This is a genomic window from Kineococcus sp. NBC_00420, from assembly GCF_036021035.1.
In the GTDB taxonomy this organism is placed as follows: domain Bacteria; phylum Actinomycetota; class Actinomycetes; order Actinomycetales; family Kineococcaceae; genus Kineococcus.
The window spans coordinates 4,647,415-4,669,970 of sequence record NZ_CP107930.1; the positions used below are offsets into that span (position 1 = coordinate 4,647,415).

Genomic DNA, 22,556 nt, shown 5'->3' on the forward strand with positions numbered 1-22,556 from the left:
TCCTCCTCATGGAGAGCACAGCACCTGACGCGACGCTCACGCTGAGCACGAGCCCGGCCGCCATCGCCGTCACCGGCCTCACCAAGCGCTTCGGCGCGGTCACCGCCGTCGACGGTCTCGACCTCGTCGTGCGCCCCGGTGAGGTCGTGGCTTTCCTCGGCCCGAACGGGGCTGGCAAGACCTCGACGATCGACGTCCTGCTCGGCCTGTCCCAGCCCAGCACCGGGACCGCCAGCGTCTACGGCGTCCCCCCGCGGGAAGCCGTCGCCCGCGGCTGGGTGTCCGCCGTCATGCAGAGCGGTGGGCTGCTCAAGGACCTATCGGTGCGCGAGACCGTCGAGGTCACCGCGTCGTTGTTCGCCCGCACCCAACCCGTCGACGTCGTCCTGCAGCGGGCCGGGATCTCCGACATCGCCGACCGGCGCGTCGGCAGGTGCTCCGGGGGTGAGCAGCAGCGGCTGCGGTTCGCGATGGCCCTGCTGCCCGACCCGCGCCTGCTCGTCCTCGACGAGCCCACCACCGGGATGGACGTCGAGGGCCGCCGGGCCTTCTGGGGCGCCATCCGCGACGACGCCCGGCGCGGGCGGACCGTCCTGTTCGCCACCCACTACCTCGAAGAAGCCGACACCTACGCCGACCGCATCGTCCTCGTCGCCCACGGACGGATCGTGGCCGACGGCACCCCGTCGCAGATCAAGGCGCTCTCCGCCGGGCGCACCGTCCGCGCCACCTGGCCCGGGGTGCGCCTGCACGACCTCGCGGAGATGCCGGGCGTGGAGGACCTGCAGGTGAACGGCGACCAGGTCCTGGTGCAGGCCACCGATTCCGACGCCGTCGCCCGGTTCCTGCTGACGCGCACCCCCGCCACCGACCTCGAGGTGACCGCCCGCGGTCTCGAGGACGCCTTCGTCTCCCTGACCAGCGACTCCACCCAGGAGGTCTCCCGATGACCGCGATCGCCCCCGAGGTTCCGCGCGGACTGGTGAACCCGACCTACCTGAAGCTGGACATCCGGCGGGTGCTGCGCAACCGGCGCACCCTGGTCTTCACCATCGTCATGCCGGTCGTCTTCTACTTCGCGTTCGGCGCGTCGCAGTCCGACGGCGACGCGAAGGGCTACGTGATGATCAGCTTCGCCGTCTACGGGGCGATGGTCGCGGCCACCAGCGTCGGCGCCTCCGTGGCCGTCGAACGAGCCAGCGGCTGGAGCCGGCAGTTGCGCCTGACCCCGATGCGCCCGGCGACCTACGTCACCTCGAAGGTGCTGTCCGCGGCGAGCATCGCCCTCATCCCCGTCGTCGTGGAACTGCTCCTCGGGGCGGTGACCGGGGCGACGATGCGGGCCTCCGCATGGGTCGTGGGCGGTCTCGTCGCCTGGATCGGATCCCTCGTCTTCGCCTCCCTCGGCCTCGCCATCGGCTACCTGGTGCCCTCCGAGAACGCCATGCAGGTCATGGGTCCGGTGCTCGCCCTGCTGGCCCTCATGGGTGGGTTGTTCGTCCCCCTGACGCTGTTCGGCTCGACGCTGCAGACCGTCGCGTCCTTCACCCCGGCCTACGGGGTCGGGGTGCTGGCGCACTGGCAGGTGCAGCACACCGGTTCCTTCGTCGGAGCCGTCGTGAACCTCGTGGTGTGGACGGGGGTGTTCGGAGCCGCCGCGGCGTGGCTGTTCCGCCGCGACACCGGCCGCGTGTGACCTCCGGCGAGAGCGCGGTGGCGTGGGAGGGTGCTCCCGTGCCGCCGCGCGAACCGCTGCCCGCCCTGGCGATCCCGCGCATGCGGGGCTCGGGGTTCGTGTTCGCGGGTGTCTGGTTGCTCATCCTCGTCCAGACCGTCGAGGACGCCTGGAAGAACCCCGACCGCGCGCTGGGGGCGCTCGCGATCGTGGCGACCCTCGGTTTCGCCGTCCTCTACTTCGTCCTGCTGTCGCGGGGTTGGTCGACGATGCGGGCCACCGGCGACCTGGGGGCCACCCGCCGGCGGGCCGTGCTGGGGCTGGCGGCGCTGTTCGCGCTGACCGCGGTGATCGTCCCCGGCGCCGGTTCCAGCGGCTTCAACACCGTGTACTTCATCTCCGCCTACGCCGCGTTCACGCTGCCGCTGCGACCGGCGCTGGGACTGTTCCTCGTCTGCGTCGTCGCGCTGGTGCTCGCCGGGCGGTGGGTGGACGGCTGGTCGGACCTGCAGGGCACCGCGATCGGGACGTTCTTCGCGGCCGTCGCGACCCTCGGGATGACCCGGCTCATCCGGCGCAGCCGACAGCTCGCGGCCGCGCAGCAGGACCTGGCCCGCCTCGCCGTCGCCGAGGAGCGCACCCGCTTCTCCCGGGACCTGCACGACCTCCTCGGTCACTCGCTGACGGTCATCACGTTGAAGGCGGAACTCGCCGGACGGCTCCTCGACGTCGACGTGGAACGGGCCCGTGTGGAGGTCGAGGACGTGGAACGCCTGGCGCGCACCGCGCTGACCGACGTCCGGGCCGCGCTGGAGGGCTACCGCGAGGTGTCCCTCGGCGCGGAACTCGCCGGCGCCCGCCAGGCGCTCGCCGCCGCGGGGGTCACGGGTCGGCTGCCCGGTTCCGTGGACGAGGTCCCGGGGGAGCTGCAGGAGTTGTTCGGCTGGGTCGTGCGCGAAGGGGTCACGAACGTGGTGCGCCATTCCGGGGCGCGCACCTGCTGGATCACGGTCTCGTCCTGCGCCGTGGTCGTCTGCGACGACGGCTCCGGGCCCCGGCCGGGGTCCGGGGGCGGAGCGGGACTCGCAGGCCTCGCCGAACGCGCCCGCGTCGCCGGGGGCGCGTTGACCGTCGGCCGGTCCACCCAGGGCGGTTTCGAACTGGGGGTCCGGGTGTGAGCATCCGGTTGATGCTGGCCGACGACCAGGCGTTGGTGCGGGGTGCGCTGGCGGCGCTGCTGTCGCTGGAGGAGGACCTGTCGGTCGTGTGCGAGGTCTCGCGCGGGGACCTCGTCGTGGCCGCCGCCCGCGAGCACCGCCCGGACGTCGCGCTGCTCGACATCGAGATGCCCGGCCTCGACGGGATCGCCGCGACCGCGGCGCTGCGCCGCGCGGTGCCCTCGGTGCGGGTGCTCATCGTCACCACCTTCGGCCGTCCCGGCTACCTGCGCCGCGGGATGGAGGCCGGCGCCCACGGGTTCGTCGTCAAGGACACCCCGTCCCGGGAACTGGCGGACGTGGTGCGCCGCATCGCCTCCGGGCTGCGCGTCGTCGACCCCGCGCTGGCCGCGGAGTCGCTGGCCGCGGGCGTGAACCCCCTGACCGAACGCGAGACCGACGTCCTGCGCCTGGCCCGCGACGGCCGGACCGTCGCCGACCTCGCCGCCGGGCTGTCGCTGTCCGAGGGCACGGTGCGCAACCACCTCTCCGCTGCGATCGGGAAGACCGGCGCGCGGACCCGCGCCGAGGCGGTACGCCTGGCGGAGTCGCGGGGGTGGCTGTAGTCGTCGTCGTCGTCGTCGTCGCGGGGTCCGGGGGTTCGGGTCGTGGACGCCTCGCGCCACTAGGTTCGTCGCGTGGCGTCAACGCCCCGAACGCTTGGCCGCGGCCGCCGTCTCGAGCGTCCGCCGCAGTTGGTCCAGGAACGCCGTCGGGTCGCCCAGGAGATCGGCGGGGGCGATGGAGAGCAGGATGACACCGGCCTCCGCGTAGCGTCGAGCCTTCGCCTGGGTGCGGCGGAGCGCCTGAGCTCCGAGGTGCCACGTCATCGAGTCGATCTCGAGGACGACGCCGAGGTCGGGCCAGTAGGCGTCCGCGTTCCCGATCCACCGTCCGGCCACGACGACGGGCTCGTTCCACACCGGCTGGGGGAGTCCGGATCGGGAGACGACGCGGAAGGCGCGCCCCTCGGCCGCGCTGCGAGTCGCCGCGCCGAGTTCTTCCAGCGCCACCCGTGCGTGCCCGCTGCGCTGGGTGGGGCCGTGCCTGATCACGGCGTCCAGTTGTCGCAGGGTGCACCGGTCCGCGGCGAGCACGGCGCTCATGACCTCGCGCACGTCGTCGAGCGAGAGGTCCTGTCGTCGGCAGGCGTCACCGAGGGCTCGGGCGACTCCCGTGACGCGCAGCCCACCCCGTTCGGCGCGTCCCGTTCCACGTTCCGACCGCTCGACGACGCAGAACCCGCTCGACACGCGGTGCCGCGGATGGGGGACCACGACCAGGATCTCCCGGCCGACGTCGACGCGCCGACCCAGCGCACCCCAGACGTCCAGGGCGTGGTGGCCGCTGAGGCGGCTGTCGGGCCCTGCGTACGTCAACGCGGCCCGGCGCCGTTCGAGAAGCGTGGGGTTTCCGCGGTGCGTGAGCACGACGCCGGGGAGGATGCGCTGCCAGCGACCGCGAGGTCCCGTCAGGCTGGTCAGCGTGGAGTCCGGAACTCCGAGGAGGACCAGGTCTGCGCGCTTGACCACGCCGTCGGACCGCGCGATCAACGCATCGACCGCGGCACGGTCGTAGTTCTTCTTCCGGGGCATGCGGGGATCGTGCGGGAGGAACGCGTGGTCGCCGCTCGCCGGCCTCGCCGTCTGTGCAGGGCTGGGGACTCCTGCGCTCCTGTGGACACCGGGATGACTCCGGGTCGTGGACGCCACGCGCCGAACCTAGTGGTGCGTGGCGTCCACGACCCGAACCCGCCGGCCACGAGGAGGGTCAGGAGCAGCCGCAGGAGTTCCGGTGCCGGAAGGTGGGGGGGATGCGTTCGCGGCGGGGGGTTCCGGGGGCGGTGCCGGCGAGGCGCTCGAGGATCATGGTGACGGCGCGGGTCGCCATCGCGGGGACGTCCTGGTGGATGGCGGTGAGGCGGGGTTCGACGAGGTCGGCCCACTCGGGGTCGTCGTAGCAGACGAGGGCGACGTCGTCGGGGACGGACAACCCCAGCGACCGCAGCGCGCGCAGGGTGCCGACGGTCATCGAGTTGTTGCCGACGACGACTGCGCTGGGACGGTCGGCACCGGCGAACGCCGAGAGCACCGCGGTCTCGGCGAGGGAGGTCTCGCTGCCCCCGTCCAGCACGACTCCGGTCAGTCCGCGTTCGGCGAGGACCCGGGAGAACCCCGCGTGGCGTTCGGAGGTGGAACTCAGCCCGGCCAGCCCCGCGACGAACGCGATGCGGCGGTGGCCGAGGCCGGCGAGGTGGGAGGTCAGCAGCGCGGTCGCCTCGGTGTTCTCCGGCGCCACCTGGTCCACGTCGGCGTCGGCGAAGCGGTCGAGCAGGACGGTGGGGATGCCGTGCGCGGCGAGGAAGGGGAGGGCCTCGACCTCGGCGTGGACGGAGGGGGCCAGCAGCATCCCGTCGACGCGACGGTCCGCGAGCTCGTGGACGGCTCGCACCTCCTCGACGGGGTCGTCGTGGGTGTCGGCGAGGACGAGGGTGTACCCGGCGGCGCGGGCGGCGCCCTCGATGGAGGTGACGAGGTCGGCGAAGTGCGGGTTGGAGACGAAGCGGCTCGCCAGGCCGAGCGTGGTCGTCGAGGACCGGGCCAGTGAGCGGGCGAGGGTGTTCTGGCGGTACCCGGTGCGGGCGATCGCGGACAGGACCGCTTCCCGCGTGGGTCCGCTGACCGTGCGGGTCCCGTTGAGGACGTGCGAGACGGTCGAGGCGTTCACCCCGGCCAGCCGCGCGACGTCGGCCATGGTCACCACCGCAGGAGCCCCCTCGCTCGTCGAACCCGGCCCGGTAGGCCTGTCACGGTCTGGCCATAGGAACAGGCAAGCGCTTGCGCAAGCGCTTGCCCGGATCCTACGGTGCCCAGGTCGTCGATCCACCCCTGACGCGAAGGAGCGTTCGATGTGCGGTCCGAGGTCCCGGCAGCACCCGTTGATCGTCGTCGGCTACGAACCGGGGGACGAGCACGCCGTCCTCGAGGCCCTCGCCCAGGCTCGCCTGCGCGGCGGGACGATCGTGGTGGTGGCCGCGGCGCCGCTGCCGGACGGGCTGCTGCTGCGCCTGCGCAGCGCCCCCGTCGGACTCGACCTGCGCCTGCCTCCGGAGGGGGCCGACGTCGTCGAGGCCGTCCTCGACCTGGCCGAACGCGAACAGGCCGCCCTGCTGGTCGTCGGCCTGGCCCGGCGCGGGGTCGACGACCTCCTGGGCGGTCGCGCACGGCTCGTCGTGCTCGACGCGCCGTGCCCGGTGCTGTCCGTCCCCGAGCCGGACACGAGCACCGGCTCCCCGGCACCCGCGTGGGCCGTCACAATGGGTGTGTGAGCGCACCTACCCTGACGGCCGTCCAGCCGCTGCGGATCGGACCGCACGTCTCCGCGACGCCGGTCGTCCTCGCACCGATGGCCGGCATCACCAACTCCGCCTACCGGCAGCTCTGCCGCGAGCAGGGTGAGGGCTTCTACGTCAGCGAGATGGTCACCTCGCGCGCCCTCGTCGAACGCAACGCCGAGACGATGCGCCTGGTGACGTTCACCGAGACCGAGACCCCGCGCAGCCTGCAGCTCTACGGGGTCGACCCGACGACGGTCGCCGCGGCGGTCCGGATGGTCGTCGAGGAGGACATCGCCGACCACGTCGACCTCAACTTCGGCTGCCCCGTCCCCAAGGTCACCCGCAAGGGCGGCGGGTCCGCGCTGCCCTGGAAGGCGACCCTGTTCCGCGACATCGTCCGCGGGGCGGTGCGCGAGGCGTCCAAGGGCGGCATCCCGCTGACGGTGAAGATGCGCAAGGGCATCGACGACGACCACCTCACCTACCTCCAGGCCGGCAGGGCCGCCGAGGAGGAGGGTGCCGCCGCCGTCGCGCTGCACGGGCGGACGGCGTCGCAGCACTACTCCGGCCACGCCGACTGGGAGGCCATCGCGCGCCTCAAGGAGACGGTCACCACCATCCCCGTGCTCGGCAACGGCGACATCTGGAGCGCCGAGGACGCGGTGGAGATGATGCGGCGCACCGGGTGCGACGGGGTCGTCGTCGGCCGCGGTTGCCTCGGGCGACCGTGGCTGTTCGCCGACCTCGAGGCGGGGTTCGCCGGTCGCGAGGACCGGGTGAGGCCCGGGATGCGCCACGTGGCGAAGGTCCTGCGCCGCCACGCCGACCTGCTCGTCGAGTTCTACGGCGACGAACTGCGCGGCTGCCGCGACATCCGCAAGCACATCTCCTGGTACTTCAAGGGCTACGCCGTGGGCGGCGACATGCGGGCCCGCCTCGGCCTCGTCGACACCCTCGAGGCCCTCGACGAGCTCATCGCCGACCTCGACCTCGACCAGGACTACCCGGGTGCCGCCGCGGAGGGTTCCCGCGGCCGGGCCGGGTCGCCGCAGGCGAGGGTCGCGCTGCCGGAGGGCTGGCTGGAGACCCAGGAGCTCACCGGCGCCGCGGCCGAGATGATCGCCCAGGCCGAGCTCTCGGTGTCCGGCGGATGAGCGCGGGCTACCAGGAGGGCGACCTCGAACGCTGGGCCACGGAACCGCCGAAGACGCACGGTCGCAGCGCCTTCATGCGGGACCGCGCCCGCGTCCTGCACTCCTCCTCGCTGCGTCGGCTCGCCGCCAAGACCCAGGTCGTCGGCCCCGCCACCGACGACTTCGTCCGCAACCGCCTCACGCACTCCCTCGAGGTCGCGCAGGTCGGCCGCGAACTCGGGGCGGCGCTCGGTTGCGACCCCGACGTCGTCGACACCGCCTGCCTGGCCCACGACCTCGGCCACCCGCCGTTCGGCCACAACGGCGAACGGGCGCTGGCCGACGCGGCTCAGGACATCGGGGGTTTCGAGGGCAACGCCCAGACGTTGCGGCTGCTGACCCGGCTGGAGTCCAAGACGGTCGCCGCCGACGGTTCGCCCGTCGGCTTGAACCTGACCCGCGCCAGCCTGGACGCCTCGACGAAGTACCCGTGGTTGCACGGGAAGGCGCCGCGCGTGACGTCGAAGTTCGGGGCCTACGTCGACGACGCCGAGGTGTTCGCGTGGCTGCGCGACGGCGCGCCGGAGAACCGGCCGTGCGTCGAGGCCCAGGTCATGGACTTCTCCGACGACGTCGCCTACTCGGTGCACGACGTCGAGGACGCAATCGTCGCGGGCCACGTCCGCCTCGACTGGCTGGACCAGGACGAGATCCGTGCCCGGGTCGCCGCCCAGGTGCGGGACTGGTACCTGCCCGACGCCTCCGACGAGGCCGTCGCCGCTGCGCTGCAACGGCTCTCGACGTCGGGATTCTGGGCCCGGGAACAACCCGGTGAGGTGTTCGGCGGTCGTCGTCACCTGGCGGCGTTGAAGGACATGACCTCCCAGCTCATCGGCCGGTTCGCCAACGCGGCCGAGCACGCGACCCGGGAACGCCACGGCGACGGCCGCCTCACCCGCTACGCCGCCGACGTCGTCGTCCCCGTGGACACGACCCTCGAGGTCGCCGTCCTCAAGGGCGTCGCGGCCACGTTCGTCATGAGCGCGCAGGAACGTCAGCCGTTCTACGCCCGCCAGCGGGAACTGCTGCGCGAACTCCTCGACGCCCTCGTCCGGCAGGGGCCCGACGTCCTCGAACCGCCGTTCCGGGAGGACCACGCCCTCGCGACCGACGACGCGGCCCGCCTGCGGGTGGTGATCGACCAGGTCGCCTCCCTCACCGACGTCTCCGCCCTGGCCTGGCACCGCCGGCTCACGCCCCGCGACCTCACGACGTGACGGCGGCGTCCCCGTCCAGGACGGAACCCTGCAGGTCGCCCTCCCAGCCGTGGATGGTGCACTGCAGCAGCCGACTGCCGTCGGCCCAGTCCTGCTCCAACGGGTAGTAGTAGCCGTACTCGAAGTCGCCCGGGTCGAGGCCCGCGTCGTCGACCGCGGTGGAGGCGTCGGACCGGCAGTGGTCCTCGGCGTAGGTCTCCAGCTCGGCCTCGCCGGGGTAGGTCCCGTCGGGCAGGGTGACGATCTCGAGGACCTCGCCGTCGTGGGTGTCGGCGCAGGCGGTGCGCTCGACGGTGCCGTGCAGACCGTCGTCGTCCCCGCTGTCGAAGCAGTCGCCGGCCGTCAGGTCGTCGATCGTCGTCGGGCCCGTGCTCGTCCCGAAGGGGTCCGCGGGGAGGCGGCCGAGCAACGAGACCCCGGCCACCGCGGTACCGACGATCCAGGCGACGGCGATCGACGTCGCGAGCATCTGCAGCCCGCCCAGCACGATCCCGGCGATCGCGAACCCGCGGCCCGCTGTCTGCGCTCGGCCGGTGCGGTGCAGCCCGATCGCGCCGAGGGCGAAGGCGACCGGGCCGGTGCCCAGGATTCCCGTCACGAGCGCGGCGAGGGAGAACCCGTCGGTGGGTCGTGGCGGCCGGTGCTCGATCACCCGCCCAGGTTACGGCGAGTCTCGGCGCGGCGGTCGGCGTACCGCGCCCCGTCGTGTCCGGGGACTCACTCGAAGGGCGCCGGGGCGGTCGGCCCGAGCAGGTCCCCGCCGGTCCAGGACCCCCGCATCGGGGAGTCGTCGGGTGCGACGAGCAGGCAGAACACCCGCTCGTCGTGCAGTTCGTGGGGCGGGTAGGCGGAGGCGTAGGTGACGGTGTCCGGCCTGAACTCCCCGGCCGCGATGACGGCCGCCACCTCGCGGGCGCAGGAGGAGTTCGCGCCCCAGCGCCGTCGTCCGTCGCGGAGGTCGTCGGTGACCGGGACGACGGCGACGACCTCGGCGTCGTGTCCGCTCGCACAGGAGACCTCGGAGCGTTCCGCGAGACAGGTCCCCACCGTCCACGTGACGGTCGAGGAGAGGCGGACCGACTGCGGCGCAGCCATGCTGCGCACGTCGGAGGCGCTGCGGGCGAACCCGGCGGCGACCACCGCCACACCGATCAGGAGGTGGAGGCCGACGGCGGCGCCGACCCCGACCAGGATCCAGCGGAGCTTCTTCGGGGGTCGTCCGGTCATGGCCGCGACGCTAGGCGCGTCGCGGCCACCCCGGAGTTCTCCGCGGTCGAGCTGTGGACAACCTTCAGCGGGCGCGGCGCCGGGCCGAGATGACGCCCGTGTCGAAACCGGCGAGGTGCAGACCGCCGTGGAACCTCGCGTGCTCGATCTTCAGGCAGCGGTTCATCACGACCGTCACGCCGTGCTCGGCACCGCGCTGGGCGACGGCGTCGTCCGCGAGGCCCAGCTGCATCCACATCACGGGGGAGCCGACCGCGATGACGTCGTCGAGCACACCCCCGAGTTCGCTCGGACGGCGGAACACGTCGACGAGGTCGGGGACCCCGGGGAGTTCACGCAACGACGGGTAGGCGGGCCGACCGAGGATCTCGGTCTCGTTCGGGTTGACGAACCACAGCTCGAAGTCGGAGTCCGCGAGCAGGTAGGTCTCGACGAAGTACGAGGCGCGCGAGGGCTTGTTCGAGGCGCCGAGGATCGCGACGGTCTTCGTGCGGCGCAGGATGCGCAGACGTTCCCCGGCGCCGGGGGCCGTCCACGACGTCGGGGCGGCGTCCTTGGAACCGGTCGCGGCGGGGGCCTGCTCCAGGTTCTCCGGGGCGGCGACCGAGCCGAGGTCCGCGCCCGCGTCCGGGACGGTGCCGGTCGCCCCACTGGTCGAGTCGTTCATCGGTTCCCCTCCACAGCGACGGCGAGCGCCTGGTCCAGGTCCCACAACACGTCCTCGACGTCTTCCAGTCCCACGCTGATCCGGATGAGGTCCTCGGGGACCCCGGCGGCGGTGAGCTGTTCGGCGGAGAGCTGCTGGTGGGTCGTCGAGGCCGGGTGCAGCACGAGGGTGCGGGCGTCGCCGATGTTGGCCAGGTGCGAGCAGAGCTGGACGTTGTTGATGAACCGCTCGCCGGCTGCGCGTCCGCCGACGACCCCGAAGGAGAACACGGCGCCGGGACCCTCGGGCAGGTACTGCTCGGCCCGGCTGTGGTGCGGGTGGCTGGGCAGACCGGAGTAGCGGACCCAGGAGACGCGGTCGTCGGCCTCGAGCCAGGCGGCGACCGTGCGGGCGTTGGCGACGTGCTCGCGCATCCGCTGCGGCAGCGTCTCCACGCCCATGAGCAGCAGGAACGCGGAGTGCGGCGAGAGGGTCGCGCCGATGTCGCGCAGCTGCTCGCTGCGCAGCTTGGTGAGGAAGCCGTACTCGGCGAAGTTGCCCCACCAGCTCAGGCCGCCGTAGGAGGCGACCGGTTCGGTCATGGCCGGGAACTTCCCGTTGTCCCAGGGGAAGGTGCCGGCGTCGATGACGACGCCGCCCAGCGTGGTGCCGTGGCCGCCGAGGAACTTCGTCGCGGAGTGGATGACGATGTCCGCGCCGTGCTCGATGGGCCGGCAGAGGTAGGGGGTCGCGGTGGTCGCGTCGACGATCAGCGGGATGCCGGCCTCGTGGGCGACGTCGGCCAGGGCCCGGACGTCGGCGATCACCGTGGAGGGGTTGGCGACGAGCTCGGTGAAGACGAAGCGGGTCTTCTCGGTGATCGCGGCGCGGACGGTCTCGGGCTCCGGGGCGACGAAGACGGTGTCGACGCCGAAGCGGCGCAGCGTGACGTCGAGCTGGGTGACGGTGCCGCCGTAGAGGTTGTTGGAGGCGACGACGTGGTCGCCCGCGCCGGCGAGGGCGGCGAAGGTGAGGAACTCCGCGGCCTGCCCGCTCGCGCAGGCCAGTGCTCCGAGCCCGCCCTCCAGGGAGGCCATGCGCTCCTCGAAGGCGGCGACGGTCGGGTTGGAGATGCGGGAGTAGATGTTCCCGTACTTCTGCAGCGCGAAGAGGTTCGCGGCGTCGGCGGCGTCCTCGAAGACGAAGCTCGTCGTCTGGAAGATCGGCACGGCGCGTGCGCCCGTCGTCGGCTCGGGGACCGCCCCGGCGTGTACGGCCCGGGTGCGGAAGCCCCAGGCCCGGTCGTCGCTGCCCGCGGCGCTGCTGCTCGTCCGTTCGCTGCTCACAGGGCGATCCTGCCACCCGGTCGGTGGCGCCCCGGCGCCTACACTCCACCCGTGGCCGGGCGCATCCATCCAGACGATCTGCAGACGGTCAAGGAACGCGTGCGCCTCGACGAGGTCGTGGGCGAGCAGGTCTCCCTGCGGACGGGGGGTGTCGGCTCCTTCAAGGGCCTCTGCCCCTTCCACGACGAGCGGACCCCCAGCTTCACCGTGCGTCCCGCGACCGGGCGCTGGCGCTGCTTCGGCTGCGGGGAGTCCGGCGACGCGATCGAGTTCGTCATGCGCATCGACGGTCTCGGCTTCGCCGACGCCGTGGAGCGCCTCGCCCAGCGCGCGGGGATCCAGCTGCGCTACGTCGACGACGGTGGTCGCAGCGCCCAGCGCCCCGCCTCCAACGCGGGCCAGCGCCAGCGCCTGCTCGAGATGCACACCCTCGCCGAGGAGTTCTACGCCCAGCAGCTCGAGGGGGTCGGTCCGGCGGAGACGGCGCGGGGTTTCCTCGCCGAACGCGGGTTCAGCCGGGAGGACGCCGCCCGGTTCGGGGTCGGTTTCGCCCCCAACACCGGTGACGCCCTGCTGCGTCAGTTGCGCGCCAAGGGGTTCGGCGAGGAGGAGCTCGTCACCTCCGGGTTGGCCGGGCAGAGCCAGCGGGGCCTCTACGACCGCTTCCGCGGGCGGTTGGTGTGGCCGATCCGCGACGTCAGCGGGCACACCGTCGCGTTCGGGGCCCGCCGGCTCTTCGACGACGACCGCATCGAGTCGAAGTACCTGAACTCCCCGGAGACCCCCATCTACAAGAAGTCGCAGGCGCTCTACGGCCTCGACCTCGCCAAGCGGGAGATCTCGCGCACCAAGCGCGTCGTCGTGGTCGAGGGTTACACCGACGTCATGGCCTGCCACCTCTCCGGGGTCGGGCAGGCCGTCGCGACCTGCGGCACGGCGTTCGGCGAGGACCACGCCCGGATCGTCCAGCGGATGCTGGGGGAGAGCGACGGTTCCGCCGAGGTCGTCTTCACCTTCGACGGCGACGCGGCCGGGCAGAAGGCGGCGCTGAAGGCCTACGAGCTCGACCAGCGCTTCAGCGCCCAGACCTACGTCGCCGTCGCCCCGCAGGGTCAGGACCCGTGCGACCTGCGGTTGTCCGCCGGGGAAGCCGCTGTGGCGCAACTGGTCGACGGCCGGGTCCCGCTGTTCGAGTTCGCGATCCGCTCCACCATCGAACGGTTCGACCTGAACTCCGACGCCGGCCGCCTCGCCGCGCTCGACGCCGCCGCGCCCATCGTCGCCGCCATCCGCGACCGCGGGCTGCAGCAGCGCTACGCCATCAACCTGGACCGCTGGACGGGGTTCCTCGACGAGCGCTTCGTGCTCGACCGGGTCCGCCGCCACTCCGGGAGCGGGGCACCGCAGCAGCAGGGGAGGCCGCAGCAGCCGCCCGCCCGGCAGCCGGTCCGCTCGATGGCTGCCAACGACCCCGTGGCCCAGCTCGAGCGGCAGGTGCTGGCCTGCGTCCTGCAGGCGCCGTGGGCCGTCGCCGAGGTCTTCGACTCCCTGGAGTCCGACGCGTTCGCCGCGCCCGGCCACCGGGCCGTCCACGACGCCGTCACCGCCGCCGGTGGCCCCGGGGAGGCTCCGCAGGGACCGGCCTGGCTGGCCGGCGTCCTCGACTACGCCGACGGCCCCGTCGCGGCCCTCGTCGACGAGCTCGCGGCCACCGACCTGCCCGTCTCCAGCGAGGAGCAGCTGGAGAGCTGGGGACGTCAGCTCGTCGCCGCCCTCGCCGGGCAGTCCGCGACCCGTGCCGTGGCCGAGGCCCGCCGTACGCTGCAGCGCCTCGACCCCGCGAGCGCGGAGTACGGGGAGGCCTCGGCCGAGCTGTTCCGCCTCGAAGCCGCCCGGCGGACCTGGCAGGAGCGCGCCCAGGGCGCGTGATCCCGTGCCGTGCACGGAGCGGTCCGTGAGGCTGGTACGGTTGGACAGTCGTGACCGGGGGTTACATCCCGGTCGTGAGAAGTGGTCCCGCATAGCTCAATTGGCAGAGCAGCCGGCTGTTAACCGGCAGGTTGTTGGTTCGAGTCCAACTGCGGGAGCTTCCACGGAGGGGCGGGCCGAGAGGCCCGCCCCTCCGTCGTGCCGGGTGCGACTAGCGGTCGGCGCTGCGTGCTCCCACCATCTGGACCTTCGCGCCCCGGCCACACCGTGCCCGAGGTCGTGCACGACGTCCGGGCCGGTCACGGGGGTGCGTGAGCGACCATGGGGTGTGCGCGACGTCCTGGACCAGGTGGACCGGTGGCTCTCGGCGGGTCGCCGGGTGGCCGTCGCGACCGTCGTGCGCACCTGGCGCTCGGCTCCCCGCCAGCCCGGCGCGTCGCTCGCCGTCGACGACCACGGTGAGGTCGTCGGGAGCGTGTCCGGGGGGTGCGTCGAGGGGGCCGTCTACGAACTCGCCCGCGAGGTCGTCGCGGACGGGCGGCCCGTCCTCGCGCGCTACGGGGTCAGCGACGACGACGCCTTCGCCGTCGGGCTGACCTGCGGGGGCGAGCTGGAGGTCTTCGTCACCCTCGTCGACGACGTCGACCTCGTCCGTGCGCTGTCCACCGCCGTCGCGGCGCGTTCGGCGGTGGCGCTGGCGACCGTGGTCGGACCGGGCGCGGCGCAGGGCCGGCGGATGCTCGTGGACCCGCTGGGCCGTACCGGGTCGCTCGGCTCGCAACGCCTCGACGCCGCCGTCACCGACGACGCCCGCGGACTGCTCGACGCCGGCGTCAGCGGCGTGCTGCACGTCGGTCCGGACGGGGAACGCCGCCCCGACGACCTCGAGGTGTTCGTCGAGGCGTTCGCGCCGCCGGCCCGCATGATCGTCTTCGGGGCCATCGACTTCGCCGCGGCGCTCGCCCGCGTCGGGAGCTTCCTCGGGTTCCACGTCACGGTGTGCGACGCGCGGCCCGTCTTCGCCACCGCGCGGCGGTTCCCGATGGCCGACGAGGTCGTCGTCGACTGGCCGCACCGCTACCTGTCCCGGACCGCCGTCGACGACCGGACGGTGCTCTGCCTGCTGACCCACGACCCGAAGTTCGACGTGCCGCTGCTCGAACTCGCCCTGCGCGGCCCCGCCGCCTACGTCGGGGCGATGGGGTCCCGTCGGACCCACGAGGACCGCGTCGCGCGACTGCTCGACGCGGGGGTGTCGCAGGCGCAGCTGGCCCGGCTGCACTCGCCGATCGGGCTCGACCTCGGCGCCCGGACCCCCGAGGAGACGGCGATCTCGATCGCCGCCGAGATCACCGCCGCGCGGTGGGGTGGGACGGGGAAACCGTTGCGGGACAGTGCTGGACGGATCCACCACGACCGTCTGGCGACCGTCGTCGCGGCCGAGGGGTTCGAGGACGTCTCGCCCTCCTGAACCGACCTGGGCCCCGGGGGCGTCGGGGCCGGTCGGGTAGAGTCCGGCGGAGCGTTCGCTCGCCGGCACCGTCGCGCGGGGGTCGTGAGGGGCGGTAGCTCAGTCGGTCAGAGCAGGGAACTCATAATTCCTCGGTCGTGGGTTCGAGCCCCACCCGCCCTACCGCGGAAGGTTCCGGTCGAGGCCCGTGCGCGGGGGTCTCCCTGCGGTGCAGTCCGGAGCGGCGACGGTGCCGCCGTCCTCGGGTCCTCAGTGCGAGACCCTGCCGCGCAACAGGTGCAGCATGCGACCACGGGGTGTCCGCGTCGACGCGCGGGGACGACCGAACGGCGTGCGCGGGAAATCCGTACCGTTCGCGACGATCGGTCGACCCCGCGGGACGGGCGGCCGAGAGGGGTCCGGTTCCCGGCCCGCGGGTGGGAGCCGGCCCTCGGGGGTGAACGGCCGGCCCGGGGCCGGGTCGAAACGTGCAGCCATCGTGGTGCGGTACCTCTCGTCGAGGGGGGAGGGGGTGCTGACCAGGGAGGTTTCGAATCGTGGGGTGCGGTGCGAGAGGCAGTCGGTGATGACTAGAAGATCGGGGCGCGACGGCGGTGACGACAGCGGCTGATCGGGTGAAACCCGCCCCGTGACCCGTCCGCAGTCACCGCGACGTGGTCGCCGGGACGACGCTCAGACGGCGCGCCCCATCGCCGCCAGCAGTTGCGGCAGCGTCGGAGCGCCCGCGGCGCGGAAGACCTCGGTCCCGTCGTCCTCGCGCACCACGATCGTCGGGGTGCTCGACACGTCCGCGGCCTCGGCCCGGACGGTGTCGTCGGCGACGTCGACCTCCTCGAACCGCACCTGCGGGACCAGGCGGGCGGCCTGGCCGACCACGGTGCGCGCCGTCCGGCACGGACCGCAGAAGGCGGACGAGAAGAGTTCGACGATCACGACAGGGGCAACGTCGGGGAGGCCGCGAGCCTTCCGTCGACCTCGCTGGCGATGGCGCGGATGGGGGTGCGGCTGAGGAGTGTGAGGGTTGACACCCCAAACATCAGACGATTACGGTCCAGATCGTACTCACGCAAGACATGGTGCGCTCAAAGAGGAGACACAGTGTTCGCCGAATTTTCGTTGCATCAGCGTCTCGTGCCGGCTCCAGGCTGCACGACCTACCGCGTCGTTCCGGAGAATCATCTGATGATTGACCGTCGTACCGGTGCGATCGGCCGTGGCGTCGGGCGCAGGGAACGGGCCGTCTGGTGGCGATGACCCCGCTGCGTCCGGGAGCGGTGACCCGGGCTGCCGGGACGGAGGTGCGCGGGCGCTCGGCGGCGCGACGCAGCTTCCGTCGGCACTGGCAGCTCTACCTCATGCTCGCCGTCCCGCTGCTCTGGTTCGTCGTCTTCAAGTACGTCCCCATGGTCAACGCCGTCATCGCCTTCAAGCAGTACAGCGTCGTCGACGGCATCTGGGGCAGCGACTGGGTGGGGTTGGCGAACTTCCAGCGCTTCTTCGACAACCCCGTCTTCGGTCGGATCGTCACCAACACGTTCGTCCTGTCGGTGTACGCGGTGCTCGCGGGCTTCCCCATCCCGATCATCCTGGCCCTGGCGATCAACGAGGTCCGGCTGAAGTTCTTCGCGCGCACGGTGCAGCTCGTCACCTACGCCCCGTTCTTCATCTCCACGGTGATCATCGTGTCAATGACGATCCTGATCCTGTCCCCGCGCATCGGTCTCCTCTCCGACGTGTTCGGGTTCTTCGGCATGGACCAGCCCAACGTCCTGGGCGACCCGGACGCGTTCCGGCACGTGTACGTCTGGACCGACGTGTGGCAGACGGCCGGCTACTCCGCGGTGATCTACCTCGCCGCCCTCGCCGGGATCGACCCGACGCTCTACGAGGCGGCCAGGGTCGACGGGGCGAACCGGTTGCAGAAGATCATGGCCGTGGACCTGCCGGGCATCGCCCCGACGGCGGTCGTCATCCTCATCCTGGGGGTCGGCAACGTCATGTCGCTGGGGTTCGAGAAGGCGTTCCTGCTGCAGAACCCCCTGAACCTCTCGCAGTCGGAGGTCATCGCCACCTACACGTACAAGGTGGGTCTCATCAACGCCGACTTCAGCCTGGCGAGCGCCGTCGGCCTCTTCAACTCCGCCATCAACCTGGTGCTCCTCGTGAGCGTCAACCGGGTCGCGAAACGAGTGACGGGGAGCGGGCTGTGGTGAGCGGAACCGGTACCGAGCAGAAGCTCTCCCGGCGGGACCGAGCCCGTCTCGACCGTCCGGTGCACCGTTCCCGGCAGGTGAAGGACCCTGGCGTCGACCGGGTGTTCATGGTCGGCGTGTACGTCCTGCTGACGACGGCGCTGGTCCTGGTGCTCGTGCCGTTGATCTACATCCTGGCGAGCTCCTTCAGCTCGCCGCAGGCCGTGTCGTCCGGGAGGGTCTTCCTCTGGCCGGTGGACCCGACCCTGCGCGGCTACGAGGTGGCGCTCAGCAACTCCGCGATCCTCCGGGGTTTCGCCAACTCCGTCTTCTACACCGTCGCCGGGGCCGCGATCAGCGTCACGCTCACGGTCATGATCGCCTACCCCCTCTCGACCCCGGACCTGTGGGGCCGCAAGGTGATCACCAAGCTCGTCGTGTTCACGATGCTCTTCGCCGGCGGGATCATCCCGACCTACCTCGTCGTCCAGGCCCTGGGCCTGCTCGACACCCGGGGGGCGCTGCTGCTGCCGCAGGCCATCGGCGTGTGGCAGGTCATCATCGCCGTGGCGTTCCTGCGGGCCTCCATCCCCGACGAACTGCTGGAGGCCGCCCAGCTCGACGGAGCCAGCGACCTCCGGATCCTGTTCACCGTCGTGCTGCCGCTGGCGAAACCCCTCATCGCGGTCATCGCCCTGATGTACGGCATCGCGCAGTGGAACTCCTACTTCGACGCCCTGCTGTACCTGCGCGACGCCGATCTCGCGCCGCTGCAGATCGTGCTGCGCAACATCCTCATCCTGAACACCTCCGGCGGGAGCACCGACGCCGCCGCGATGATGGAACGCCAGCAACTGGCCAACCTGCTGAAGTACTCGCTCATCGTCATCGCCACCGTTCCGTTGCTGCTCGTCTACCCGTTCGTGGCCCGGTACTTCACCAAGGGCATCCTCGTCGGCGCGGTCAAGGGCTGAGAAAACCCCACCGCCCACCACCTCCGGCGACACCGCCGTCGCCGCACCACCGAAGGGACCTCCCATGTTCATCCGTCGACGTTCCCGTGCTCGCACGGCCGTGGTGGCCCTCGCGGCCTCGACCCTGCTGGCCGCCGCCGCCTGCTCGGCCGGTGACGACCCCGACGACGCGAAGAAGCTCACCGTCTTCGCGGCCCAGGGACCGGACACCGACCTCGCCACCAACACCTTCTCGAAGGAGATGGAGAAGATGACGGGGTACACCTTCGACTGGCAGACGACGACCTACGACGGGACGACCGCGGCCGAGGCCCGGCGCATCCTGCTCGCGGGCGGGGACTACCCGGAGGCCTTCCTCATGGTCCCGTGGGTGGACCAGTTCTCCCAGCAGGACCTGCAGCGCTACGGTCAGCAGGGAGTTCTGCTGCCGCTCAACGACCTCATCGACCAGCACGCGCCGAACATCAAGGAGGCGTTCGCGCAGAACCCCGAGTACGAGAAGCTCGCCACGGCGCCGGACGGCAAGATCTGGGGCCTGCCGCAGTGGAACGACTGCTTCCACTGCTCCTACCAGGCGAAGTTGTGGATCAACACCGAGTGGCTCGACAAGCTCGGGCTGAAGATGCCCACGACCACCGACGAGTTCTTCGACGTGATGATGGCGTTCAAGACGCAGGACCCCAACGGCAACGGTCAGGCCGACGAGATCCCGTTGACCTCCAGCGTCGACGACCTGTTGCTGCCCTACTTCGTCAACGCCTTCCTCTACGACCCGCAGGGCAGCGCGACCTACCCCTCGACGTTGGCGCTGGAGGACGGCAAGGTCACGTTGCAGGCGGGCCAGGCGGCCTACCGCGACGCGCTCGCGTACATGGCGAAGCTCTACGACGCGGGGCTCATCGACCCGGCGGCCTTCACCCAGAACCGCGACGCGCTCATCGCCAAGGGCGACAACGCCGCCGCGCCGCTGGTGGGGGCCGCGACTGCCCTGCACTCCGGCATCTTCGTCACGACCTACCAGGACGACGGTCGGGACGAGGCCTACCAGGCGCTCCCGCCGCTGAAGGGTCCGGCCGGTGTGCAGTTCGCCTCCTACAACCTGCCCAGCATGCCGGGGGCGACGTTCGCGTTGACCAACAAGGCCAGCGAGGAGGAGCAGGTCGCCGCGATCGAGATGATCGACCACATGTTCCCGCAGGACCAGCACGTCCGTGCCGAGTTCGGGCTCGAAGGGGTCGAGTGGTTCCCTCCCGCACCCGGTGAGACCGCGCTGGACGAGAGCCTGACCCCGTTCGTCCGCGTTCCCCCGGCCGACCCCAACGTCAAGCCGGCGAACAACGCCTGGGGCCCGCTGGCGCAGTACAACTCCAACGCCGAGTTCCGCAACGGTCAGGTGCAGCCGCCCGACGGTTACGAGCGCATGCTGTTCGCGGCCAGCAAGCTCTACGAGCCCTACGCCCCGAAGGACCAGGTCTTCCCCTACTGGTCGGTGTGGGTGCCCGAGGACCAGACCGCGGAGGTCGCCGAGCTGACGACGAACATCGAGAACCTCGTGAGCCAGTCCAGCGCGGAGTTCGTCACCGGCATCCGCGACGTGAACGCCGACGACGCCTGGCAGGCCTACCTCGACGAACTCGACGGAACGGGACTGCCCCGCTACCTCGAGATCGAGCAGACCGCCTACGACGCCAGCGTCTGACCCGCGCCGTCACCACGAACCGCCCGTCCCACCCAGCTCGGAGAGACAGTGAACCCCACCGCCCCGCCTCGTCACGTGCTCAGCTGCACCGAACCCGCCTCCCGCTTCGCCGACGCGTTCCTGCTCGGTGACGGATCGCTGGGGGTGACCGTCGCGGGAGCGGTGGGGGAGGAGACCTTCGACCTGAACGCGGACACCCTGTGGTCCGGGGGCCCGGTCGGTCCCCGGACCGACGCAGGGGCGGCGGACGTCCTGCCCGCGCTGCGCGCGGCGGTGGCGGCCGGTGACCACCACCGGGCCGACGACCTCGCGCGACGCTTGCACGCGTCGGGGTGGACGGAGTCGTACCAGCCGGTGGGCCGACTCACCTGGCGCTACGCGGCAGAGGGCCCGGAGGCGGGGGTCAGCGACTACGTCCGGGAACTCGACCTGGCCCGCGCCGTCGCCTCCACCCGCTACCGCCGGGGCGGACAGGACCACCGGCTGGAGAGCTTCGTAGCCCCGGGCGCGGGGGTCCTGGTGGGGGTGGCCGCGGCCGGTACCGCTGCCCCCTCGGTGGGGTTCTCCAGCCCGCACCCGTTGCTCGTCCAGGAGGTGCACGAGGTCCCCGAGGGAACCCTGCTGCTGGCCGCCGGCCGGGTTCCCGCGACGGTCGTCCCGAACTACGTCGCCGACGACGACCCCGTGCGCTACGCCGACGACGACCCCGACGCCGACGGAACGGTCGCGCGCGGCTCGGGGTTCGCGGTCGCCGCCCTGGTGCACTCCACCGGTGGCGAGGTCCGGTTGACGGCCACCGTGGTGACCGGGTTCCGCGGCTGGCGCGAACGTCCGCTCGGCGCGGTGGAACCGTTGCTGGCGCAGGCTCGTGAACGGGTGCTGGCCGCCGCGGGGGAGGCGACGGCCCTGCTGCGGGAACGCACCGAGCAGGAACACCGGTCGCGGTTCGACCGGGTGGAACTCGCGGTGGAGGCCGTCCCCGGCCACGAACGGGATGTCGCGGTGGCGGAGCAGCTCTTCGACCTCGGCCGTTACCTGCTCATCGCCTCTTCACGCCCGGGCACCCAGCCCGCGAACCTGCAGGGCATCTGGAACGTCGACGTCCGCCCGGGCTGGAGCAGCAACTACACGACCAACATCAACCTGCCCATGAACTACTGGGCCGCGGAGACGACCGCGCTGGCCGACCTGCACGCGCCGCTGTTCGACCTGGCGCTCGACCTCGCGCAGGCGGGTGCGGAGACGGCTCGCCTGGACTACGGCGCCCGTGGTGCCGTCGTGCACCACAACACCGACGTGTGGCGGTTCACCCGCGCCGTGGCGGGACGGCCGTTGTGGTCGAACTGGCCGTCCGCGTTGCCCTGGCTCGCCGCGCACACCTACGACCACCTCGACTTCAGCTCCGCGGGGACCGACTTCGCCACGCGGGTCGCGATCCCCGTGCACCGGGCCGCCGCCGCGTTCGCCCTCGACCTGCTCGTACCCGACGCGGACGGCGCGCTCGTCCCGAGTCCGTCGACGTCGCCGGAGAACACCTTCCTGCTGCCCGACGGGTCGCAGGCCGCGGTGACGGCGGGCTCCACCATGGACCGGGAACTCCTCCGCGAGGTGTTCACGCACTACCTGGAGCTGCTGGCCGGCCACGGGGGCGGACCGGACGACGAGGACCTGGCGGCGCAGGTGCGGGCCGCGCTGGACCGACTGGCGCTGCCCGCCGTGCTCGACGGGGTCCTGCAGGAGTGGGACCCCGGCAAGGGGTCGGCGGAACCCGGGCACCGGCACGTGTCGCACCTCTACGGCGTGTTCCCGGGGACCCGGGTCACGGCCCGCCGGAGCCCCGACGTCCTCGACGCCGCCGCTGCGGCCCTGGACGAACGGCTCGGGCACGGCGGCGGGCACACCGGCTGGAGCCGTTCCTGGGTGCTCTGCCTCGCGGCCCGGTTCGGCGACGGTGCCCGGGCCGAGGAGCACCTGCGCGTCCTCGCCGCCGACCTCACCTCGGAGTCGCTGATGGACCTGCACCCGCACGAGGGGTGGCCCGGGAACGCGATCTTCCAGATCGACGGGAACTTCGGCGCGGTGGCCGGGATCGCCGAGACCCTGCTGCAGGGTCACGACGGGGTCCTCGACCTCTTGCCGGCGCTGCCGCCGAGCTGGGTCGCCGGGCGGGTCAGCGGTCTGCGGGCGCGGGGCGGGCACGTCGTCGACCTGGAGTGGTCGGGTTCGGCGTTGCGCAGGGCGCGCATCGTCGCCGGTCGTGACGGGGACCTGCGCGTCAGCGTCCGGGGCACGGGTACGGACGCGGTGACGGTCTCGCTCCACGGGGAGGTGCTCCCGGGTGGGGCCAGCGTCGGTTTCCCGGCCCGCGGCGGGACGGAGTACGTCCTGGACGTGGTCACCGCCTGAGCGACGTCGGAACGGGACCGCCCCGGG

The 22,556-nt window shown here is 72.2% G+C and carries 20 protein-coding genes and 2 tRNA genes; 15 read left to right on the forward strand and 7 right to left on the reverse strand.

What is annotated here, in order from left to right; translation table 11 throughout:
- The first annotated feature begins 8 nt into the window (after positions 1–8).
- Genes OG218_RS22750 through OG218_RS22765 form a run of 4 tightly spaced genes read left to right on the forward strand, consistent with a single transcriptional unit; the run spans position 9 to position 3,458 of the window.
- Positions 9–950, forward strand: coding sequence for an ABC transporter ATP-binding protein (locus tag OG218_RS22750; protein WP_328295499.1), 942 nt, complete (start codon positions 9–11; stop codon positions 948–950).
- On the forward strand, positions 947–1,696 hold the full coding sequence (locus tag OG218_RS22755) for an ABC transporter permease (protein ID WP_328295500.1): 750 nt from the start codon (positions 947–949) through the stop codon (positions 1,694–1,696). Before OG218_RS22750 ends, OG218_RS22755 begins: the two co-directional genes overlap by 4 nt.
- Before the next feature lie 38 nt (positions 1,697–1,734).
- Positions 1,735–2,853, forward strand: a complete 1,119-nt coding sequence (locus OG218_RS22760) for a sensor histidine kinase (protein ID WP_328295501.1) — start codon at positions 1,735–1,737, stop codon at positions 2,851–2,853.
- Positions 2,850–3,458, forward strand: coding sequence for a response regulator (locus OG218_RS22765; protein ID WP_442906424.1), 609 nt, complete (start codon positions 2,850–2,852; stop codon positions 3,456–3,458). Before OG218_RS22760 ends, OG218_RS22765 begins: the two co-directional genes overlap by 4 nt.
- Positions 3,459–3,536: 78 nt before the next feature.
- On the opposite strand, the gene OG218_RS22770 is transcribed toward OG218_RS22765, so the two are convergent.
- Together OG218_RS22770 and OG218_RS22775 are read right to left on the reverse strand one after the other, a co-directional pair.
- Entirely contained in the window at positions 3,537–4,487 is a 951-nt protein-coding gene (locus OG218_RS22770) for a hypothetical protein (RefSeq protein ID WP_328295502.1), read from the reverse strand.
- A gap of 175 nt (positions 4,488–4,662) precedes the next feature.
- Positions 4,663–5,646: a LacI family DNA-binding transcriptional regulator gene (locus tag OG218_RS22775; protein WP_328295503.1), complete on the reverse strand. Its 984-nt coding sequence runs from the start codon at positions 5,644–5,646 to the stop codon at positions 4,663–4,665.
- A gap of 154 nt (positions 5,647–5,800) precedes the next feature.
- On the opposite strand from OG218_RS22775, the gene OG218_RS22780 reads away from it, so the two are divergent.
- Genes OG218_RS22780 through OG218_RS22790 form a run of 3 tightly spaced genes read left to right on the forward strand, consistent with a single transcriptional unit; the run spans position 5,801 to position 8,639 of the window.
- A complete protein-coding gene (locus OG218_RS22780) occupies positions 5,801–6,220 on the forward strand; it encodes a universal stress protein (protein WP_328295504.1) in 420 nt (139 codons plus the stop codon).
- Positions 6,217–7,383: a tRNA dihydrouridine synthase DusB gene (dusB, locus tag OG218_RS22785; protein WP_328295505.1), complete on the forward strand. Its 1,167-nt coding sequence runs from the start codon at positions 6,217–6,219 to the stop codon at positions 7,381–7,383. The genes OG218_RS22780 and dusB overlap by 4 nt, the downstream gene beginning before the upstream one ends.
- Complete coding sequence (locus OG218_RS22790) at positions 7,380–8,639, forward strand: deoxyguanosinetriphosphate triphosphohydrolase (RefSeq protein WP_328295506.1); 1,260 nt, start codon at positions 7,380–7,382, stop codon at positions 8,637–8,639. The genes dusB and OG218_RS22790 overlap by 4 nt, the downstream gene beginning before the upstream one ends.
- Here OG218_RS22790 and OG218_RS22795 read toward each other — a convergent pair.
- The 4 genes from OG218_RS22795 to OG218_RS22810 all read right to left on the reverse strand — a co-directional run bounded on the left by OG218_RS22795 (position 8,629) and on the right by OG218_RS22810 (position 11,858).
- Entirely contained in the window at positions 8,629–9,291 is a 663-nt protein-coding gene (locus OG218_RS22795) for a DUF4190 domain-containing protein (RefSeq protein ID WP_328295507.1), read from the reverse strand. The genes OG218_RS22790 and OG218_RS22795 overlap by 11 nt on opposite strands.
- Positions 9,292–9,356: 65 nt before the next feature.
- Positions 9,357–9,866 (reverse strand): hypothetical protein, encoded by a 510-nt coding sequence (locus tag OG218_RS22800; RefSeq protein ID WP_328295508.1) that lies wholly within the window; start codon positions 9,864–9,866, stop codon positions 9,357–9,359.
- A gap of 64 nt (positions 9,867–9,930) precedes the next feature.
- Positions 9,931–10,533, reverse strand: coding sequence for a CoA-binding protein (locus tag OG218_RS22805; protein WP_328295509.1), 603 nt, complete (start codon positions 10,531–10,533; stop codon positions 9,931–9,933).
- Entirely contained in the window at positions 10,530–11,858 is a 1,329-nt protein-coding gene (locus OG218_RS22810) for an O-acetylhomoserine aminocarboxypropyltransferase/cysteine synthase family protein (RefSeq protein WP_328295510.1), read from the reverse strand. Before OG218_RS22810 ends, OG218_RS22805 begins: the two co-directional genes overlap by 4 nt.
- Before the next feature lie 51 nt (positions 11,859–11,909).
- Between OG218_RS22810 and dnaG the strand changes: the two genes are divergently transcribed.
- From dnaG to OG218_RS22830, 4 genes are all read left to right on the forward strand, one after another.
- Positions 11,910–13,787 carry a DNA primase gene (gene dnaG, locus OG218_RS22815; RefSeq protein WP_328295511.1) on the forward strand — a complete coding sequence of 626 codons (1,878 nt, stop codon included), beginning with the start codon at positions 11,910–11,912 and terminating at the stop codon, positions 13,785–13,787.
- 85 nt (positions 13,788–13,872) lie between these two features.
- A tRNA-Asn gene (locus OG218_RS22820) sits at positions 13,873–13,945 on the forward strand.
- Between the two features lie 170 nt (positions 13,946–14,115).
- Positions 14,116–15,258: an XdhC/CoxI family protein gene (locus tag OG218_RS22825; RefSeq protein ID WP_328295512.1), complete on the forward strand. Its 1,143-nt coding sequence runs from the start codon at positions 14,116–14,118 to the stop codon at positions 15,256–15,258.
- Between the two features lie 88 nt (positions 15,259–15,346).
- Positions 15,347–15,420: transfer RNA gene (locus tag OG218_RS22830), tRNA-Ile, on the forward strand.
- A 510-nt stretch (positions 15,421–15,930) separates the two neighbouring features.
- Here OG218_RS22830 and OG218_RS22835 read toward each other — a convergent pair.
- On the reverse strand, positions 15,931–16,191 hold the full coding sequence (locus OG218_RS22835) for a thioredoxin family protein (protein WP_328295513.1): 261 nt from the start codon (positions 16,189–16,191) through the stop codon (positions 15,931–15,933).
- A 317-nt stretch (positions 16,192–16,508) separates the two neighbouring features.
- Here OG218_RS22835 and OG218_RS22840 point away from each other — a divergent pair, with 317 nt between their 5' ends.
- The 4 genes from OG218_RS22840 (at position 16,509) to OG218_RS22855 (ending at position 22,529) form a co-directional block, all read left to right on the forward strand.
- The gene (locus OG218_RS22840; protein WP_328296282.1) at positions 16,509–17,471 is read left to right on the forward strand and encodes an ABC transporter permease; all 963 of its coding nucleotides are present in this window, start codon (positions 16,509–16,511) and stop codon (positions 17,469–17,471) included.
- A gap of 107 nt (positions 17,472–17,578) precedes the next feature.
- Positions 17,579–18,424, forward strand: coding sequence for a carbohydrate ABC transporter permease (locus OG218_RS22845; protein ID WP_442906547.1), 846 nt, complete (start codon positions 17,579–17,581; stop codon positions 18,422–18,424).
- A gap of 64 nt (positions 18,425–18,488) precedes the next feature.
- Positions 18,489–20,123, forward strand: a complete 1,635-nt coding sequence (locus tag OG218_RS22850) for a hypothetical protein (protein ID WP_328295515.1) — start codon at positions 18,489–18,491, stop codon at positions 20,121–20,123.
- 75 nt (positions 20,124–20,198) lie between these two features.
- Complete coding sequence (locus tag OG218_RS22855; RefSeq protein ID WP_328295516.1) at positions 20,199–22,529, forward strand: glycosyl hydrolase family 95 catalytic domain-containing protein; 2,331 nt, start codon at positions 20,199–20,201, stop codon at positions 22,527–22,529.
- Positions 22,530–22,556 lie beyond the last annotated feature (27 nt).

What these genes read in the sequence shown, in the direction of transcription:
- OG218_RS22750 (WP_328295499.1), top strand. Translation starts at nt 9, where the DNA reads ATGGAGAGCACAGCACCTGACGCGACGCTCACGCTGAGCACGAGCCCG.
- OG218_RS22755 (WP_328295500.1), top strand. Translation starts at nt 947, where the DNA reads ATGACCGCGATCGCCCCCGAGGTTCCGCGCGGACTGGTGAACCCGACC.
- OG218_RS22770 (WP_328295502.1), bottom strand. Translation starts at nt 4,487, where the DNA reads ATGCCCCGGAAGAAGAACTACGACCGTGCCGCGGTCGATGCGTTGATC.
- OG218_RS22775 (WP_328295503.1), bottom strand. Translation starts at nt 5,646, where the DNA reads ATGGCCGACGTCGCGCGGCTGGCCGGGGTGAACGCCTCGACCGTCTCG.
- OG218_RS22780 (WP_328295504.1), top strand. Translation starts at nt 5,801, where the DNA reads ATGTGCGGTCCGAGGTCCCGGCAGCACCCGTTGATCGTCGTCGGCTAC.
- OG218_RS22790 (WP_328295506.1), top strand. Translation starts at nt 7,380, where the DNA reads ATGAGCGCGGGCTACCAGGAGGGCGACCTCGAACGCTGGGCCACGGAA.
- OG218_RS22800 (WP_328295508.1), bottom strand. Translation starts at nt 9,866, where the DNA reads ATGACCGGACGACCCCCGAAGAAGCTCCGCTGGATCCTGGTCGGGGTC.
- OG218_RS22805 (WP_328295509.1), bottom strand. Translation starts at nt 10,533, where the DNA reads ATGAACGACTCGACCAGTGGGGCGACCGGCACCGTCCCGGACGCGGGC.
- OG218_RS22840 (WP_328296282.1), top strand. Translation starts at nt 16,509, where the DNA reads ATGACCCCGCTGCGTCCGGGAGCGGTGACCCGGGCTGCCGGGACGGAG.
- OG218_RS22845 (WP_442906547.1), top strand. Translation starts at nt 17,579, where the DNA reads ATGGTCGGCGTGTACGTCCTGCTGACGACGGCGCTGGTCCTGGTGCTC.
- OG218_RS22850 (WP_328295515.1), top strand. Translation starts at nt 18,489, where the DNA reads ATGTTCATCCGTCGACGTTCCCGTGCTCGCACGGCCGTGGTGGCCCTC.